The organism is Jannaschia pagri (assembly GCF_019655435.1).
GTDB lineage: Bacteria > Pseudomonadota > Alphaproteobacteria > Rhodobacterales > Rhodobacteraceae > Jannaschia > Jannaschia pagri.
Genome location: NZ_BPFH01000002.1, coordinates 631,760 through 649,465 on the forward strand (window position 1 = coordinate 631,760; position 17,706 = coordinate 649,465).

Sequence of the window (17,706 nt, forward strand, 5' to 3'; positions counted from 1 at the left end):
ACTCGAGATTTCAAAGCCGGTGTGGCACGGGCGCCTCCCAGAAAGGGGGAGGCGCCGCCGCCTCTTCAGACGATCTTAATACCGGCCGTCTCGGCATCTTTGACGAATTGCGCGAGGCCGCTTGCCGTCAGAGGGTGGTTCACCATGGCCTTGATGACCGCCGGGGGCGCGGTGGCCACATCGGCGCCGATCAGCGCAGCGTCCTTCATGTGATTGGGCGACCGGATGGACGCGGCGAGGATCTCCGTGTCCATATCGTAGTTGTCGTAGATGGTGCGGATATCCTGGATCAGGTCCATGCCGTCGATGTTGATGTCATCCAGCCGACCGATGAAGGGCGAAATGAACGTCGCGCCGGCCTTGGCCGCCAACAACGCCTGGTTCGCGGAAAAACACAGGGTGACGTTCACCTTGGTGCCGTTATCGGACAAGATCTTGCAGGTCTTGAGCCCGGCCCAGGTCAAGGGAACCTTGACGCAGACATTTGGGGCGATGGTGGCGAGGTGCTCCCCCTCTTTCAGCATTTGATCGAAGTCAGTGGCCACGACCTCGGCCGACACCGGCCCCTCGACCATGTCGCAGATTTCCTTAGTGGCCTCGATGATATCGCGACCGGACTTGAGGATGAGGGACGGGTTCGTGGTGACCCCATCGACCATGGCCAGGTCGTTCAGCTCCCGGATGGCATCGACATCGGCGGTATCTACGAAGAATTTCATGGCGTCCTCGGTGGGTTTGGGGTTTTGCTGGTCCCTAGCTCAGGTTCCGTGAAACCTGAATTGACGTTCGAGCAGTAGTTAACGCTAACACCGAGTAAGGACCACCCCATGGATATGACAGTTTGGCTGACCTTCGTCGCCGCATCGGTGGCACTCCTGATGATCCCCGGCCCTACCATCCTTTTGGTGATGAGCTATGCGCTCAGCCAGGGGCGGCGCGTGGCGGTTGCCTCGGCGGGCGGCGTGGCGCTCGGGGATGCGGTTGCCATGGGGGCGTCGCTGGCCGGGTTGGGTGCATTGGTCCTGGCCTCGGCCACTCTGTTCACTGTGCTGAAGTGGATCGGCGCGGCCTACTTGGTCTGGATGGGGTGGAAGCTGTGGCGCAGCGCGGGCGCCATGACCTTGGGCGAGGTTGCAACCGAAGGTGAGGTGACGCCCCGCGCGGTCTTTGGCCATGCCGCCGTCGTCACGGCCCTCAACCCCAAGAGCATTGTGTTCTTCATCGCCTTTGTCCCGCAGTTCATCGACCCCAACGCGGCGCTCGGTCCCCAGTTCGCGATCCTGATCGCCACCTTCGTGGGCCTGGCCACCCTGAATGCACTGGCCTACGCGCTATTGGCCGCGCGCCTACGCGACGGGCTGCGGCGCCCCTCGGTTCTGCGCGCCATGGGGCGGCTTGGCGGCGCGGCGCTCATGGCCATGGGCGCGGCCACCGCCTTGACGCGGCGCACGACGGCCTAACGGATCGTCAGCCGCAGGGTAAAGGTCTCGAACCCTGGCCCGACGAACAGTTGGTTCACGTCCACGACGTAAGTTTGCCGCCGGGTGCGAAAGGTAAAATCGTCCCGGCAATCGGCTACGCCACGGACGTTGAAGCAGACGTTTTGCGATCCGAAGACCTGGAGCCGCGCCTGCTGCCCGGCGCCGGAGCCGAAGGTGAAACAGACCGGCTGACGTTCCGACACGCGGCCCGAGACCTCACCCGAGAAGGACCCGCGTTGGAACTTGATTTCGGAACATCCCTGGGCGGCTGCGGGGTCGGGCATCACCAAGACGGCAAGGCCCAGGGCAAGGGCGGCGCAAAACGATCTGAACATACGGGCAACCTCCAAAGACTCTCCTGACGGTAACAGGCCCCTGCCCCCTGGCAAGACCGGGCGGGGCACGCGATATGGAGAGCATGACCCGCTTCTTCCCCCCAGGCAGCCCGGTCGCCGTGCTGACCACCCAACCGCTGGACCGCGCGCTCGACTACCGCGCGCCTCAGGGTGGCGTGAGTGAGGGCGACTTCGTTCAGGTCCCCCTGGGCCCCCGTTTGGTCTTGGGCGTGGTTTGGGGCGAGGCAGCGGGCGATTGGCCGGTCGAAAAACTACGCCCTATCGCGCGCATCCTCGACGTGCCCCCTATGGCGCAACCGTTTCGCGATTTTCTGGAACGGGCGGGCGCCTATACCTTGACCCCCATGGTGGCGATGCTGCGGCTTGCCATGCGCACGCCGGGCCTGGGCGACCCTCCCGGCAAGCGCAAGGTCTACGGTCTGGGCACGGGGCAAGCGGACCGCAAAACGGCGGCCCGCGATAAGGTACTGGAGGTCCTGCGCGACCGCCCAACGGATGTGTTTGCTCAGTCAGAACTGGCGGACCGCGCGGGTGTGTCGACCGGCGTGGTCAAAGGACTGATCGCCTCGGGCGCAGTCCTGGAACAGGACGTGCCCCGCGACGCCGACTTCCCGCCGCTTGATCCGGCCCGCGCGGGCAAACCCCTCGCACCTGATCAACAGGTGGCTGCGGACGCTCTCCGCACCTCGGTCGCAACGGGGCAATACGGCACGACCTTGCTCAAGGGTGTCACCGGCTCGGGCAAGACAGAGGTCTACCTGGAGGCTGTGGCCGAATGTCTGGCGCGCGGGCGGCAAGCGCTGGTCCTGCTGCCAGAAATCGCGCTGACGGCGGAGTTCCTGAAGCGGGTCGAGGCGCGTTTCGGGGCGCGACCCGCAGAATGGCACTCCGGCGTGACCCAGGCCGAACGTCGCCGCACCTGGCGTAAGGCGGCCGAGGGGCAGGCGCGGCTGATCGTAGGTGCGAGGTCGTCTTTGTTTCTACCCTTCCGCGACCTTGGCCTGATCGTCGTGGATGAGGAACACGACACCTCCTACAAGCAAGAGGACGGGGTTCTGTATTCGGCCCGTGACATGTCCGTCTTGCGGGCCTCTTGCGAGGGGGCACAGGTGGTGCTGGCCTCGGCCACGCCCTCGCTGGAGACCTGGGCCAATGTCGAGGCAGGAAAGTACAGCCGCGTCGACCTGACGTCCCGCTTTGGCGCGTCGATCTTGCCGAAGCTGGCGACCATCGACATGCGTAGCGAAGACGTGCCGGGCGGGCGCTGGATCTCTCCGACGTTGAAGCGGGCCATGGAGCAGCGGCTGATCGACGGGGAACAATCGCTGATCTTCCTGAATCGCCGGGGCTATGCACCTGTGACGCTGTGTAGGGCCTGCGGCCAGCAGATCGCCTGCCATCAATGCGACGCCCGGACGGTGGAGCACCGCTTCCTCAAGCGGCTGATGTGCCACCAGTGCGGTGAGACCGCGCCCATGCCCGACGCCTGCCCCTCCTGCGGGGTGGAGGGTAAGCTGGCCCCGGTCGGCCCCGGCGTGGAGCGGATGGCCGAAGAAGTCGCGGGGCTTTTCCCCGAAGCGCGACTGGCGATCCTGTCGTCGGATCTGTTCGGCTCGGCCCGCGCGCTCAAGGCCCAGGTGGAGGAGATCGCCGCCGGGGGCGCGGATATCATCGTGGGCACGCAACTGGTGGCGAAGGGGCACAACTTCCCACTCTTGACCCTGGTGGGTGTGATCGACGCGGACCTGGGCCTGCAAGGCAGTGACCTGCGCGCCGCGGAGCGGACGTTCCAACTGATGCGCCAGGTCTCGGGGCGCGCGGGCCGGGCCGAGGCGCCGGGGCTTGCCCTGCTCCAAACCTATCAGCCGGATCATCCGGTGATCCGCGCAATTCTGTCGGGCGACGAGGAGGGGTTCTGGTCAGCCGAGGCCGCCGAACGCCGAGCCGCTGGCGTGCCGCCCTATGGCCGCATGGCGGGGATCGTGATTTCCGATCCCGAAGCACAGGTGGCCTTTGACCTCGGCAATGCGCTGGCACGGGCGTCGAGCGTCTTGGCGGATGCGGGCGCAGAGGTCTATGGCCCCGCCCCGGCCCCGATCAGCCGCATCCGGGGGCGCCATCGCGTCCGACTGCTGGTCAAGGCCCCGCGCCAGTCGCCCCTGCAATCCGCGTTGGCGGCCTGGGTCGCACAGGTTCCCGTCCCCAAAAGCACTCGGCTCAGCATCGATATCGATCCGCAGAGCTTCCTGTGACGCAGGCGGGCGGGATTGCCCGTCCTCCGTGGCCCCGATAGAACGTCGCCGACCACAAGGGGACCACAGACATGCAATCCGCACCGCAGCCCCAACCGGGGATCTTGGACATCGCACTATACCAGGGTGGGGCGTCGAAAGTGGCGGGCCATTCGGACGTGCTGAAACTGTCGTCGAACGAAAACCCCCATGGCGCCCCTGCCTCGGCCCAGGCGGCGGCGGCTGAGGCAGCGGCAGCCATGCACCTTTACCCGAACACCGACCACGCAGGCCTGCGCGCCAAGATCGCCGAAGTCCACGGTGTGGAGGCAGAGCGCATCATCTGCGGCGTCGGCTCCGATGAGATTATCCACTGGCTGTGCCAAGCCTATGTGGGGCCAGGCGACGAGGTGCTGCACCCGGAATATGGCTTCCTGATGTATCCGATCAGCACACGCGCGGCGGGCGGTGCACCGGTGGCCGTGGGGGAGCGGAACCGCACCGTGGATGTGGACGCCATGCTGGCCGCCGCGACAGAACGAACCAAACTGGTCTTCATTGCCAACCCCGCGAACCCGACCGGCACCTTCCTGGGCGGCCAGGACGTCGTGCGATTGGCCGATGGGCTGCCGGACGGATGCCTGCTGGTGATGGACGGTGCCTATGCCGAATACGTTGAGGATTTCGACGGTGGCTTGGGCCTGGCGGGCGCGCGACAGAACGTCTTTGTGACGCGGACCTTTTCTAAGATGTACGGCCTGGGCGGTATGCGCGTGGGTTGGGGCTATGGCCCGCAAGAGGTGATCGACGTGCTCAACCGCCTGCGCGGTCCCTTCAACCTGTCCAACGTGGCGCTGGCTGCGGCCGAGGCCGCCATGGCGGATCGCGCCTTCGTGGACCGCTGCCTGGCGGATAACACAACCCAGCGGACACGGCTGATCGACGGGCTGCGCGATCTGGGTCTCGGCTGCGACAGGTCGGAGGCGAACTTCGTGCTGGCGCGCTTTGCCGATGAGGACGAGGCGCTTGCCTGCGACGCCTTCCTCAAGTCCCAGGGCATCATCGTGCGGCATGTGGCGGCCTATGGCCTACCCCATTGCCTGCGCATGACCGTTGGCGACGACGCCGGAACGACACGCCTGCTGGACGCATTGGGCACATGGCGGGCGGCATGATCTACGAGCGCATTGCCCTCATCGGGTTGGGTCTGATCGCGGGCTCCATCGGGTTGCGCGTGAAGCGCGACGGTTTGGCGGGCGAGGTCGTGGGCCACGCCCGGTCTCGCGAAACACGGTCCAAGGCGTTGGACCGGGGCCTCTGTGACCGCGTGACGGAGACCGCCGCCGAAGCGGTCAAGGGCGCGGACTTGGTTATCCTCTGTGTGCCGGTTGGCGCGATGGCCCCCGTCGCCGCAGAGATCGGGCCGCACTTGGCCCCCGGCGCCACGATCAGTGACGTCGGATCCGTGAAGCAGTCGGTGATCGACGCGGTGGCACCGCATTTGCCGGACGGCGTCCATTTCATTCCGGGCCACCCCGTTGCAGGCACCGAACATTCTGGCCCCGATGCGGGGTTTCCGACGCTCTTCGACAATCGGTGGTGCTTGCTGACGCCCGTGGGCGCCTCAGAGGATGCGACAGATCGGCTGACCCGGCTCTGGCAAGCCATGGGGTCCAACGTCGATCACATGGCCCCAGACCACCACGACCTCGTCCTCGGCGTCACCAGCCATGCGCCCCACCTGATTGCCTATACCATGGTGGGCGTGGCCGATGACCTGCGACGGGTAACCGATAGCGAAGTCATCAAGTACTCCGCTGCGGGCTTCCGAGACTTTACGCGGATCGCCGCCAGCGACCCGGTCATGTGGCGGGATGTCTTCTTGAACAACAAGGAGGCAACGTTGGAGATCCTTGGACGGTTCACCGAAGAATTATTTGCCCTGCAACGGGCCATCCGAACCGCGGACGGAGCCATGTTGGAAGACTATTTCACACGCACCCGCGCGATCCGCCGGGGTATTATCGAAGCGGGGCAAGATACGGACGCCCCGGATTTTGGGCGAGGTCGGACATGATGCGGTGGTTATTGATCCTGACGCTGATGGTTGGGCCGGCCCAAGCCGAAATGCGTCCCGTGCCCCGACCCGCGCCCGACATCGTAGAGCTGGTGCCAGAGGGACGCATCCAAACCCCCGATCTCACGGCGGTGACCCGCTCCACCCGTCCGTTTGAGCGGCTGAGCCCCGCGCGGCGCGATACGCTTGCGATGATGTCCGCGCTGCGAGCGGAGACGACGATCATCGACAGCGATGGCCTCGTCCAAAGGTCCGACCGACCCGTCACACGCAACGCAGAGGTGGTCCTGGCCGCCGCCTCTCGTCCACGGCAGAGCGCGGGTGGTGGCGGCCTCTGCGGGCGGTCTTCGATCCAAGGGGCACGCATTGATCCCGTGCCCGGCGCTGGCGCCTGCGGCATTCCCGAAGCTGTGCGCATCACCGCCGTCTCGGGCGTCGCACTCAGCCGTGCGGCGCGCATGGACTGCGGGACCGCGCAAGCGCTGGACGATTGGGTCCGCAACGGCGTTCTGCCGGTAGTCGGCAACCGGGGCGGCGGCGCCGTCGCCCTCCGCGTCGCGGCGGGCTATGCCTGTCGCACGCGCAACAATCAGCCAGGCGCCAAGATCAGCGAACACGGCAAAGGCCGGGCGATCGACATAAGCGGCATCCAACTGGCCAATGGCACAGAGATTTCGGTTCTACGCGATTGGGGACGCGGGGCCGAAGGCCGCATCTTGCGCGAATTGCACCGACGGGCTTGTGGGCCGTTTGGCACCGTCCTGGGCCCGGATGGTGACCGTTTTCACCAAGATCACTTCCACTTCGACACCGCACGGTATCGCAGTGGCAGTTTCTGCCGCTGATCGACGGCGCAGGCGGACGAAAGTCCGTCTAGCGTTCGGTCAGCTTCAACTCGATCCGGCGATTGCGCTGGCGGGCCTGGGGCGTATTGGCGGCATCCACGGGGCGATATTCGCCAAAGCCCGTTGCCGCCAAACGAAACGGCGGCACTCCCAGCGTGTCGATCATGTATTGCACGACCGAGAGCGCCCGCCCCTGGCTCAGCTCCCAGTTGTTGGAATACTTCCCAAAGCCGAGCAGCGGCTGATTGTCCGTGTGTCCATCCACGCGCAGAATCCAATCGAGCCCATCCGGGATCTGATCAGCGACGTCTAGGATCACCTCCGCCACCTGCCGGATCTGCCGTTGACCTTCGGGCTTGAGCGTCACCTCGCCGGTGTCGAAGAGAACTTCGGATGAGAAAACGAAGCGGTCGCCCACGACTTCAACGCCGTCGCGACCGGCCAACACATCACGCAACTGGCCGAAAAACTCCGACTTGAAGCGCTCCAATTGTTGAGCTTCTGCCTGGAGCCTTGCCCGCTCAGCCGCTTCCAAATCCGCGCGGGCTTTCTGTTCCTGAGCCACGCGGGCGAGGGCTGCGTTCAGATCGCTGGTGAGGGTTTCAATCCGAACATCTTGCGCGGCGTCAGAGGCGCGGGAGGCATTCAAAACCTCTTGCAAACTGGCCAGTTGTGTTCGCAGCTCAACCACCTGTTCATTCAGCAGCGCCGCCTGCCGAAGGGCCTCTGCGCGCTCCTCGGAGACATTGGCCGCCTCGGCACGGGCCTGTCGCAGCAACAGATCGGACCTTTCAGCAGCCGAAAGGGCATCGGTCGCGTCCGACTCGGCGGCCAATCGCGCCGCCAGGGCCTGAGCCAAGCTGTCACGCAGGTCCCGCTCCGTCTGGCTGGCATCGGAGCGGGCGGCCAGTGCGGCGTTCAGGCGTTCCTGTAGCTCAGCCCGGACCGCCTCCGCATCGGCGATGCTTGTGCCACGGGCCGAGACGGTCGCCTCCAACTGGGCCACACGGGCGCGCAGGTCGGCGGCCACGGTGTCCGCCTCTTCCCGAGCATTTGCCAAAGCGCTGAGCGTTTCGGACAGCCGCGCATCAAGATCGTCGATGCGGCCCTGCGCCCCGGTCAGGTCGGCGAGTGCGGCGGTCAAACGCGTTTGCAGTTCCGCGCGGCGCACCTCTGCGTCGGCCACGTCTTCGCCACGTGCGGCCAAGGCCGCTTCCAACTCCGTGACGCGGGCACGCAGGCTCGCCTCGGTTGTTTGCGCTACGCCGTCCCGGTCTTCCAAGGCAGCGAGTGTGGCGGCCAGTTGCGCGTCCAAATCCCGCACTTCGCCTTCCGTGGCCACGAGGTCGGCCAGCGTCGCGTTCAAACGCGATTGCAGTTCGGCTTGCACGGCGGCGGCGGACGCGGCCTCGATTCCGCTGGCCGAGAGCGCCGCCTCCAACTCCGCCACGCGGGTCCGCAGGGCGGCCGCTGTCACATCGGCGTCGTCTCGGGTCGTGGCCAGCGCCGCAAGGGTCTGGGCCAATTGCATGTCGAGGTCGTCGGCCTGCCCCTGGGCCGTGTCCAGATCCGCAAGGGCTTGCAGCAAGCGCGCCTCCAGATCGTCCTCAGCGGCCTGTGTCGCAGCCAGGAGGGTGAGCGTTTCCTCAGCCGCGCGGCGCTGTTCTTCCAGCGCGAGGGTCATGGCCGAAAGCTCGGCGTCCGCATTGGCCAAACGCTCGCGGAGCGCCTGGGCCGCCGCCGCCTCGGCCAGACGCGCGGCTTCTTCGTCGGTGAGCGCCGTTTCCGTCTCTGCAAGCCGCGCGCGCAGGGCCTCGGCAGCGGCCAGTTCCGCGAGCCGTGCGGCCTCCGTTTCGTCCAGTGAGGCCGTCAACGCGGTCACGTCCCGAGACAGGTCTTCGGCAGCGGCTTGTTGGGCCGTGAGGGCGGCCAATGTGTCCGCAAGGGTCGCCTCTTGCGCCTCCGCGTCGGCGCGCAAATCGGCGACCAGCGCTTCGACGGCATCGGCGCGGGCGGCTGCCAAGCGGGCCTGTTCGGAGCTGGCATCTATTTCGTCCCGCGCGCTGGCCAAAGCCAGTTGCAGGGCCTCTCGCTCATCGATGATGCGGGTCAGCTCGCCTTGCGTCGTTTCAAGTTGCGCGGCCAGGGCAGAGCGCGCGTCTTCGGTCTCCGACAGGGCACCGGTCAAGCGATCCCGCTCGGCCAAGAGGCCCGCGACCTGCTCTTCGAAACTGGCCACCCGGGCGGTCAGATCGTCCCGCTGCGCTGAAAGGTTGGCCACCAGAGCGGCCTGGCGGTCGCGGTCGGCGCCTAGGGTCGCGACGTCTTGTTCCAGCGCTTCGACGCGCCGCTGCTCCAACCCCAAGGAGCGGGCCAGGTCGTTTAACTGCGATCCCAGGTCCTGCAATTCTGCGTCCTGGGAGCTGATCCGCTCCGACAGGATGAACTGCACGATCATGAAGATCGACAGGACAAACATCAGCACGAGAAGCAGCGCCGTCATGGCGTCCACAAAGCCGGGCCACACGTTCGCCGTGAACCGCTGGCCAGACCTGCGGGCGAGCGCCACTTAGCCGTCCCCCTCGGGACCCGCAGCGGCCACATGTCGGTTCAGCTGACGTATGGCCCGCGTCAAAGCACCGATGTCGCCCCGCAAATCATCGGACGCAGCCTGGCGACCCTGCTGCATTTCCTCAAACACGCGCAGGAGTTGAACATCGATGGACCGCAAGCGCATCCGGCTTTCGGCATCCAGGCCATCGCCGCCCCCGGCGCTGCCGCGCAGCACGCTCACGATATGCTCCTGCCCCTCGGCCACGCGGTTCAAAGCCGCCACGGATCCTCCACCATCGTCGAGGCGGTGGGCCATCGCGGTGACCGCCTCCGATAGGGTGGACAGCTTGGCGTCGGCGGCAAGACGCCCGGCCTCTGCCTTTTGGAACATGTCCTGAAGGCTCTCCATCTGGTAGTTCATGTGATCCAGAACCGCCGCGAGGGAGTATTGGTCGATCGTCTCTTCGCCGCTATCGCCAACAAGACCCACGCGCGTGATCGACGACAGCCAGTCCTCCATCTCCCGGTAAAAGCGGTTCTGTCCATGCCCTGCGAACAACTCCAACAGGCCCACGACGAGAGAGCCCGCGAGCCCCAAAAGGGACGACGCAAAGGCCGTGCCCATGCCCGCAAGCTGGCTTTCGAGACCACCAATGAGGCGCGCAAACACCGCCACGCCGCCCTCATCATCGCCAGGGTTCAAGCTGCGGATGGTGTCGACCACGGCGGGGACCGTGGTGGCCAAACCCCAGAAGGTGCCCAAAAGCCCCAGGAATATCAGCGTATTGACGATGTAGCGGGTGATGTCCCGCGCCTCTTCCATCCGGGCGCCCACGGAATCGAGGATCGACCGCGAGGAAGAGGCCGAAATCTGGCTGCGCTTGGATCGCGACCGCAGCAACGACGCCAGGGGCGCCAGCAAGCCGGGCGGGCGTGTGATGTCATGGCCGGGACGTTGTTCGGCAAACCCCTCGATCCAGCTGACGGAGCTGAACAGCTGAAACACCTGGGCGAAGCACGCCAGAATGCCCAGAATGAACACGCCAACGATTGTGCCGTTTAACCAAGGGTTGGCCGAAAAGATCGGAGAGACGCTGGGATAAGCGAACCAGACGCCAGCCCCGACGGCGGCCAAGACCGCAAGCATGTACACAATTTGTCGGATGGGCTGAGAAAACTGCGTCCCGTGTTCAAGCTGTGCCTGTGCCATCTGCCCCCGACCCGCCAGCGGGTCCTCGTTTCAACGGATCCGACGGTAGCTTGGCCCCCTTTGCGTCACAAGCATCTGTCAATCCTCGGATCGTATCTGTTGCACACGCGCGACCAGCCAGTCGAGATCCGCATCACCGATGCCCAATCCGTTCAATCCATGGGCCGTTCGCGACAGATATTCGTGGTTTGGACCGCGCCCGCCGTGGGCACGGGCAATCACCTGGGCCTGCTGCTCCAAGGTCATGTCGGGCACGTACTGACGGTGGTTGGTGTCGATCACATAGGCCAAAGCGGGCAGAGCCGCGCCGCCATCGTCGGACAAGGACACCTCCGCTTCGTAGTAGGCCGAAGAGATCAACTCCCGCGCACGCAACTCCTCCAGCGCTTCATCCGGTTTGGCCGCCCGGATGGCCAGGCCGGTGCAGGTCGCGCCCGCATGGGCCTCCAGCGCAAGGACGAGGCCCGGGTCATCCTCGGATCCGCGATGGTGAATGGACAACATGCAGAACCGGCGGCGGAAGCCGGACAAGCGGGCAAGGCGCGTTTCAGCGACCTCGATGCCTGGGTTCCAGACAAGCGAACCATAGCCGAAAACCCAAAGTGCGTCGTCTTTGCCCATGGTGCCACCTTCCCTGCCCCGGTCGCCACGGGATAAACGGGTCAAACGTGCGGGGAAAGGGGCGAGAATGCTGAGATTGCTGACGATCCTGTCGCTGGTGGCGGCGATCCTCTGGGGGGGCTGGTGGCTTTTGGGGGCCTACTCTCTCGATCGCGGCATCGCGGCCGGCTTGGATCAAGCCCGCGACCAGGGATGGCGGGTCACCGTGGGCGACACGTCGGTGTCTGGCTTTCCCAACAGGTTCGACACGCAGTTTACCGAGGTGGACGTGACCACGCCGGATGGCCTGTGGGGGGTGGCGATGCCGTTCCTGCAGGTGTTCGCGCTCAGCTATCGCCCCAACGACATCATCGTGGTGCCAGCCACGACCGCGACAGTCACCACCCCCGGTGCGCCCCTGGCTATCAGCGCAGACGACCTTCGGGCCTCGGCGAGCTTGTCCCTGTCGTCCCAGCCGGACGTGGAACGCTTGACCGTTGTCGGAACGGGCCTATCCGTGGCCAGCGCGGATGGTGACCTGGCCTTGGACCGGGGACAGCTTGCGCTGAGGACAGCGGCAGAGCCGTTCAGCTACGACCTTGCCGTGTCGCTTGCCGGAATGGCCCTGGAGCAGGCGTCTTTCCCAGCCGGGCTACCGGACCGAATTGACGATGCGGCGGTGGATGTGACGGCGACTTGGGACAGGCCCCCAGCGGAGGGGGGACGATTGGTGAGCTTGAAGATCCGCCATAGCTACGTGCGGTGGGACGATATCCGCGTCGATGCGGGTGGGGATATCCGGATTGGACCTTCCGGCTTTCCAGAAGGCGATCTGGTCGTCGACCTTGTCGGCTGGCAAGGGCTTTTGCCCGTCTTGGCCCAGGCCGGTCTGCCTGCGGGCCAGGTAGCCCTGTTGGCCGGGGGCTTGACCGGTTTGGAAGACAATGGCGTGGCGCGCGTTCCCCTGACGCTCCGGGGTGGCCAGATGCTGTTTGGGACGATCCCGCTCGCCGCCCTGCCCCGCCTTCCGGCGCCCTACAACCCGTAGGGCAAAACCGGCAGCCAGCGCTGCGTTGGCACACAGGAGGCATTGGAAACACGCCGGTAAATCCCGGTCGCCTCCTGCGCAATCCGATCTGCCAAGCAAGCGGCTATCGGGTCGGGCAAGGGCGCCCCGCGATCAAGCGCCTGCGCACCACCGATCTGCGCCAAGTCAAACACCAAGATTTTGCGCCCACCACCCGGGCGGAGCTCATACAAGGACGTCAGCGCCGCGTCACAGCGCCCCCGGCACAGGCGCGCAACATCCTCCATATGACGCAAGTTCTCCGCGCGCCGTAGCAGCACAACGTCAAGGTCTCCGACAGATACATCGATCTGACCTGGCATCGCCGCCTCGACACCCGGCGCGCCATCGCCGGAGATGCGCAAGCTGGGCGTTTTCCAGGGGACCAGCAGCCAGGCAGACACCACACCCAGCAACGCCAGCACGGCGACCGCTTTGGTCTTAGCCATCCTGTCGGATGCGGGCGTTTGTCGGATCGTAGGGGCTGTCCTCGGTCACTTCGCACTCCCAAAGCTGGCATTGCATCCGAACACTTAGCTTTGTGCCCGGCACCGCCAAGTCGGGGCGGACGTAGGCCATACCGATGCTGCGCCCGAAGGCCACGGAATAGCCACCGGAGGTAAGGCGTCCGACCTTTTCATCCCCATCATATAGCGCCTCGCGCCCCCAGGGGTCGGCATCGGACGGCCCGTCGATCAACAGGGTCACGCATTTGGAGCGAATGCCCAGGGCTTCCATCGCTGCCTTGCCGTGGAAATCCTTGGATAGGTCAACGAACCGATCCAACCCTGCCTCCAGCGGCGTCGCATCGCGGCCAAGTTCGGTGCCGAAGGCGCGGTAGGATTTCTCTTGTCGAAGCCAGTTCTGGGCACGGGCACCGACCAGCTTCATGCCGTGTTTGGCCCCTGCTGCGGTCAGCTCGTTCCACAGGTAACGCTGCATCTCGATGGGGTGGTGCAGCTCCCATCCCAACTCGCCGGTGTAGGCCACGCGGATGGCTTTGACCGGGCACATCTTCAACTCGATATCCCGGGCAGAGAGCCACGGGAACCGCTTGTTCGACAGGGCAGTGTCCGGCTGTGGGTCGCGGATCAACTCTGCAAGGATGTCACGGGACTTGGGACCTGCGAGGGCGAAAACGCCATACTTCGTCGTCACATCTTCGACGATGATCCATTGTGTAGGATCATTCTTCGCGGCGGTCCAATCCTCCATGGCTTTGCGCAGGTAGTCCGCGTCATAGGCTGACCACGCCCCTGCGGAGACGAGGTAGAACTCGTAGTGGGTGTCCCGAACAATCGTGTATTCGGTACGCGTGGTGCCAGCGCCGGTCAGCGCATAGGTCAGGTTGATACGCCCGACCTTGGGCAGCTTGTTGCAGGTAAACCAGTCGAGGAAGTCCACAGCGCCGGGGCCGTATAACTTGTGTTTGGTGAAGGCGGTGGCGTCGATCAGGCCCGCTGTTTCGCGGATGGCCTTGGCCTCGTCCTCTGCGTATTGCCACCAGCTGCCCCGGCGGAACGACCGGCTGTCATGGTCGAAATTCGACGGCGCATCCTTGGGGCCATAGTAGTTGGGACGTTCCCAGCCATTGACCTGGCCGAATTGTGCCCCCTCGGCTTTCTGCATGTCATAGGCGGGCGCGGTGCGCAGGGGGCGGCAGGCTTCGCGTTCTTCGTCGGGGTGGTGCAGGATGAAGACGTGGGAATAGCATTCCTCGTTCTTGCGGGCCGCGTATTCGGTGGTCATCCAGTTGCCATCGTAGCGCTTGGGGTCGAGCGCGGCCATGTCAATCTCGGCCTCGCCCTCGACCATCATCTGAGCCAGGTAATAGCCGGTGCCTCCTGCCGCGGTGATGCCGAAACTGAACCCCTCCGCCAGCCACATATTGCGCAGGCCAGGTGCGGGGCCCACCAGGGGGTTGCCATCTGGCGTGTAACAGATTGGGCCGTTGTAGTCGTCCTTAAGCCCCACGGTTTCCGACGACGGAAGGCGATGGATGAACGACATGTACTCCGTCTCGATCCGCTCCAAATCGAGCGGGTACAGGTCGGCGCGGAAACTGTCGGGGACGCCATATTGGAACCGAGCGGGGGCGTTATCCTCGTATGGCCCCAGGATCCAACCACCGCGTTCTTCGCGCACATACCATCGGGCGTCAGCATCGCGCAGAACGGGGTGTTCGCCGTTCTCCTTGCGCCATGCGACCAGTGCCGGATCCGGTTCGGTCACGATGTATTGGTGTTCGACGACGATCGCAGGCGTCTTGATGTTCAAGAGCCGCGCGGTACGGGGCGCATGGTTGCCCGTGGCGGTGACAACATGTTCGGCGTGGATGACGATCCGCTCATCGCTGGCGAACAGGTTGCCACCCTTCTCCACCATTTTGGTACAATGAACGTCCCAATGATCGCCCCGCCACTCAAAGCCGTCGACCTGCCATTTGCGCTCGATGGTGACACCGCGCTGGCGAGCCCCCTTTGCCATCGCCATCGTCACGTCGGCAGGATTAATATAGCCGTCCGTGGGGTGATAGATTGCCCCGATTAGGTCGTCAGTATGGACCAGCGGATAGCGGTCTTTGATGTCCTTGGCCGACAGCCATTCGTAGGGGATGCCGACCGTCTCAGCGGTGGAGGCATAGAGCATATACTCGTCCATCCGCGCCTGGGTCTGGGCCATGCGGAGGTTGCCCACGACGCTAAAGCCCGCGTTGAGGCCGGTTTCTTCCTCCAACGTCTTGTAAAACTTAACAGAGTAGTCGTGGATATGGCTCGTGGCGTAGCCCATGTTAAAGAGCGGAAGCAGCCCCGCCGCATGCCAGGTGGAGCCGGACGTCAATTCATCGCGTTCCAGCAGCATCACGTCGGACCAACCGGCCCGGGCCAGGTGGTACGCGATGCTGGTTCCGACGGCCCCACCGCCGACGATCAGGGCTTTGACATGGGTTTTCATGGGAAAGCCTCCGCATATGTTGCGGATCCTTTCTGCCCCAAGACGCGCCCGAAAGGCCCCCGCACACGACCAAGTTCAGACGGATTGCGACAGCGCTGTGCCGGGGCACCAAACCCGTTGGCCGAAGTCGCCATTAATCCTCACAGCAAAAGCCGCGGGACAGGTTTAAGCTGGGATGTACATTTTAACTGGACAGCCAGCGCCCGCCCCTAAAGGACGCCGATCTCGGCAAGGGCCAAGGAAATCTCAGCGGGCAGAGGCGTATCAGCCTCCGCGTTGGCATCTCGATCCGCTGGCGCGTCTTCGGGCTTCAGATAGCGCCACCCTTGAAAGGGACGCTTGGGCGTTGGCACCACCGCAATAGGACCAGGCGCAAGGACGATACCGCAGCGCATGATGCCATCGGCTCCCTCCACCTCATCAAGGCGCAGAATGGGTTGCCGGGCCTGAATAACGCCTTTGACCACCCAATACATGGACCCCCCGGCAAGGATCTCTGACGCTCGCTTGGGCCACATACGCGTCACATGGCGGGGTAAGCCATCTGGACCCTGCGCCACGCGACGCGCCTGCCAAGCCGTCATTGCCTCCACGGTTTCAGATCCAACACTGAGCTTTATGAGGTTAATCATGACTGTCCCCCTACGGCCTACTATATGTAGTGAGGTCACGGTCATGCGCAAGCACGGCTTGTGTGCCGCACCTGCGACGGTTTTCCCGATAGGTCAGTGGACCGCAAAGGTCGTGGTGCGCGAACCTGAACGGACCAGTCTGGCCAAACAAGGAGCAATTGTACGTCATGGTCTTCGCCGTCGGGCATTGCTCTCCAGAATGATGAATAGGTCCGCCTGAGGTCCACGAATGACCTGCTCCTCTTTTCGTTAGCTCTGTTCAGGGTGGTTCTCGCTTGACCGTTGCTGATCATTTCACGGGGTGAGCCCGTCGCTGCTGGAAGGTGGGCGGTGGTGAGTGTCATCAGCGCGCATGTCGCAATCATGGGCGTATATTGTAGGCGTCATTGGTCCGAGCCCAACAGACCACGAGACGGGAACAAGTGTTCGGGCAGGGTATTTGCATCTGGAGCGCAGCTTCTATGACCTGCTCCCCTTGGCGTCCGCTAATTTAGGTTAGCTCTGTTCAGGTTTTGGTCTTCCTTCGACCGGTTAGCATATTCGAATGGCGTCAGGCCAGCGAGGCTGGAGTGAGGCCGGTTGTGATTGTAGTCGGCGCGCCATGCCGCGATCATGCGGCAGGCATGGTGCAGAGACGGGAACAGGTGTTCGTTTAGGCATTCCTCTCGCATCCGTCCGTTGAAGCTTTCCACCCGACCGTTTTGCATGGGCTTGCCTGGTGCGATGTAATGCCAACCAACCTTGCGGTCTTGCTGCCACTTCAGCATCGCGTTGCTCGTCAGTTCTGTGCCGTTGTCCGAGACCACCATGCAGGGATAGCCACGGAGTTCTGCGATGCGATCCAGCTCACGGGCAACACGCGCGCCTCCGATGGATGTGTCCACCACAGCGGCCAGGCATTCCCGGCTGAAGTCATCGATCACGTTCAAAACCCGGAACCGGCGACCATCCTCCAATGCATCCGACATGAAGTCGAGTGACCATCGCTGGTTCGACCCCTGCGGGATCGCCATAGGCGTCCTGGTGCCGACTGCGCGTTTGCGTCCGCCCCGTTTACGAACGGCTAGCCCTTCTTCGCGGTAGAGCCGGTACAGCTTCTTCCAGTTCATGTGCCATCCCTCGCGCTTCAGTAGGATATGCAGACGGCGATATCCGAACCGTCGCCGCTCGGACGCCAGTTCCTTCATCCTGGCCCGCAATTCCGTGTCGGCGGGGCGCTTCGACCTTCGCCGAAAAACACGCGGATCGATCCCGGCCAAGGAACATGCCCGTTTCTGATTGTAGCCCTTGGTCTTCATCGCCCAGTCCACGGCATTCTTCCTCGAACCGGGCCTCAGAAGTTTTTTCCGAGCATCTCTTTCAGCGTCGCCACGTCCATGATCTGCTCGGGCAGCATCTTCTTCAGTTTGGCGTTTTCGCTTTCCAGCGTCTTAAAACGACGCGCATCTGAAATCTCCATGCCGCCATACTTCGACCGCCACTCGTAGAAAGTCGCATCGCTGATCCCATGCTTGCGGCATAGCTCTTTCGCGCCAAGCCCAGCTTGATGCTCTTTCAAGATGCCAATTATCTGTTCTTCGCTGAAACGGCTTCCCTTCATCGTCTGCTCTTCAGTTGGAGAACAGGCTAACCTCAATGTGCCTGACAGGTTAGGCGATGAGTTCCCCGTCCCTGTCGGCACGGTCATTATGCCCCGTTCT

15 protein-coding genes are annotated in these 17,706 nt (G+C 64.1%); 6 read left to right on the forward strand and 9 right to left on the reverse strand.

All coding sequences use genetic code 11. The features are described 5' to 3' along the window. Positions 1 to 65 precede the first annotated feature (65 nt). The gene (gene fsa, locus K5R33_RS08085) at positions 66 to 719 is read right to left on the reverse strand and encodes a fructose-6-phosphate aldolase (protein ID WP_220748487.1); all 654 of its coding nucleotides are present in this window, start codon (positions 717 to 719) and stop codon (positions 66 to 68) included. A gap of 108 nt (positions 720 to 827) precedes the next feature. On the opposite strand from fsa, the gene K5R33_RS08090 reads away from it, so the two are divergent. Further along, on the forward strand, positions 828 to 1,460 hold the full coding sequence (locus tag K5R33_RS08090; RefSeq protein ID WP_220748488.1) for a LysE family translocator: 633 nt from the start codon (positions 828 to 830) through the stop codon (positions 1,458 to 1,460). Here the strand turns inward: K5R33_RS08090 and K5R33_RS08095 are convergent. Beyond that, complete coding sequence (locus K5R33_RS08095) at positions 1,457 to 1,816, reverse strand: hypothetical protein (RefSeq protein WP_255576230.1); 360 nt, start codon at positions 1,814 to 1,816, stop codon at positions 1,457 to 1,459. The genes K5R33_RS08090 and K5R33_RS08095 overlap by 4 nt on opposite strands. 83 nt (positions 1,817 to 1,899) lie before the next feature. Here K5R33_RS08095 and K5R33_RS08100 point away from each other — a divergent pair, with 83 nt between their 5' ends. From K5R33_RS08100 to K5R33_RS08115, 4 genes are all read left to right on the forward strand, one after another. After that, complete coding sequence (locus tag K5R33_RS08100) at positions 1,900 to 4,089, forward strand: primosomal protein N' (RefSeq protein WP_220748489.1); 2,190 nt, start codon at positions 1,900 to 1,902, stop codon at positions 4,087 to 4,089. Positions 4,090 to 4,160: 71 nt separating this feature from the next. Further along, a complete protein-coding gene (gene hisC / locus K5R33_RS08105) occupies positions 4,161 to 5,243 on the forward strand; it encodes a histidinol-phosphate transaminase (protein ID WP_220748490.1) in 1,083 nt (360 codons plus the stop codon). Then, a complete protein-coding gene (locus K5R33_RS08110) occupies positions 5,240 to 6,145 on the forward strand; it encodes a prephenate/arogenate dehydrogenase family protein (RefSeq protein WP_255576231.1) in 906 nt (301 codons plus the stop codon). The genes hisC and K5R33_RS08110 overlap by 4 nt, the downstream gene beginning before the upstream one ends. Beyond that, entirely contained in the window at positions 6,142 to 6,990 is an 849-nt protein-coding gene (locus tag K5R33_RS08115; protein WP_255576232.1) for an extensin-like domain-containing protein, read from the forward strand. Before K5R33_RS08110 ends, K5R33_RS08115 begins: the two co-directional genes overlap by 4 nt. Before the next feature lie 28 nt (positions 6,991 to 7,018). Here the strand turns inward: K5R33_RS08115 and K5R33_RS08120 are convergent, their stop codons facing one another. From K5R33_RS08120 to K5R33_RS08130, 3 genes are all read right to left on the reverse strand, one after another. Beyond that, positions 7,019 to 9,559 (reverse strand): peptidoglycan -binding protein, encoded by a 2,541-nt coding sequence (locus tag K5R33_RS08120; RefSeq protein ID WP_220748492.1) that lies wholly within the window; start codon positions 9,557 to 9,559, stop codon positions 7,019 to 7,021. Then, complete coding sequence (locus K5R33_RS08125) at positions 9,560 to 10,753, reverse strand: biopolymer transporter ExbB (protein WP_220748493.1); 1,194 nt, start codon at positions 10,751 to 10,753, stop codon at positions 9,560 to 9,562. A 78-nt stretch (positions 10,754 to 10,831) separates the two neighbouring features. Next, the gene (locus K5R33_RS08130; protein ID WP_220748494.1) at positions 10,832 to 11,374 is read right to left on the reverse strand and encodes a gamma-glutamylcyclotransferase; all 543 of its coding nucleotides are present in this window, start codon (positions 11,372 to 11,374) and stop codon (positions 10,832 to 10,834) included. A gap of 67 nt (positions 11,375 to 11,441) precedes the next feature. Between K5R33_RS08130 and K5R33_RS08135 the strand changes: the two genes are divergently transcribed. Then, the gene (locus K5R33_RS08135; protein ID WP_220748495.1) at positions 11,442 to 12,401 is read left to right on the forward strand and encodes a DUF2125 domain-containing protein; all 960 of its coding nucleotides are present in this window, start codon (positions 11,442 to 11,444) and stop codon (positions 12,399 to 12,401) included. Here the strand turns inward: K5R33_RS08135 and K5R33_RS08140 are convergent. The 4 genes from K5R33_RS08140 to K5R33_RS08155 form a co-directional block, all read right to left on the reverse strand. Next, positions 12,389 to 12,868 (reverse strand): hypothetical protein, encoded by a 480-nt coding sequence (locus K5R33_RS08140; RefSeq protein ID WP_220748496.1) that lies wholly within the window; start codon positions 12,866 to 12,868, stop codon positions 12,389 to 12,391. The genes K5R33_RS08135 and K5R33_RS08140 overlap by 13 nt on opposite strands. Continuing rightward, entirely contained in the window at positions 12,861 to 15,374 is a 2,514-nt protein-coding gene (locus tag K5R33_RS08145; protein WP_220748497.1) for a GcvT family protein, read from the reverse strand. Before K5R33_RS08145 ends, K5R33_RS08140 begins: the two co-directional genes overlap by 8 nt. A gap of 209 nt (positions 15,375 to 15,583) precedes the next feature. After that, on the reverse strand, positions 15,584 to 16,006 hold the full coding sequence (locus K5R33_RS08150; RefSeq protein WP_220748498.1) for a DUF1489 family protein: 423 nt from the start codon (positions 16,004 to 16,006) through the stop codon (positions 15,584 to 15,586). Between the two features lie 485 nt (positions 16,007 to 16,491). Next, a protein-coding gene (locus tag K5R33_RS08155) for an IS3 family transposase (protein ID WP_220748499.1) occupies positions 16,492 to 17,606 on the reverse strand; the annotation gives its coding sequence in 2 pieces (ribosomal slippage) (positions 16,492 to 17,351 and positions 17,351 to 17,606; 1,116 coding nt in all). Positions 17,607 to 17,706: the final 100 nt, after the last annotated feature.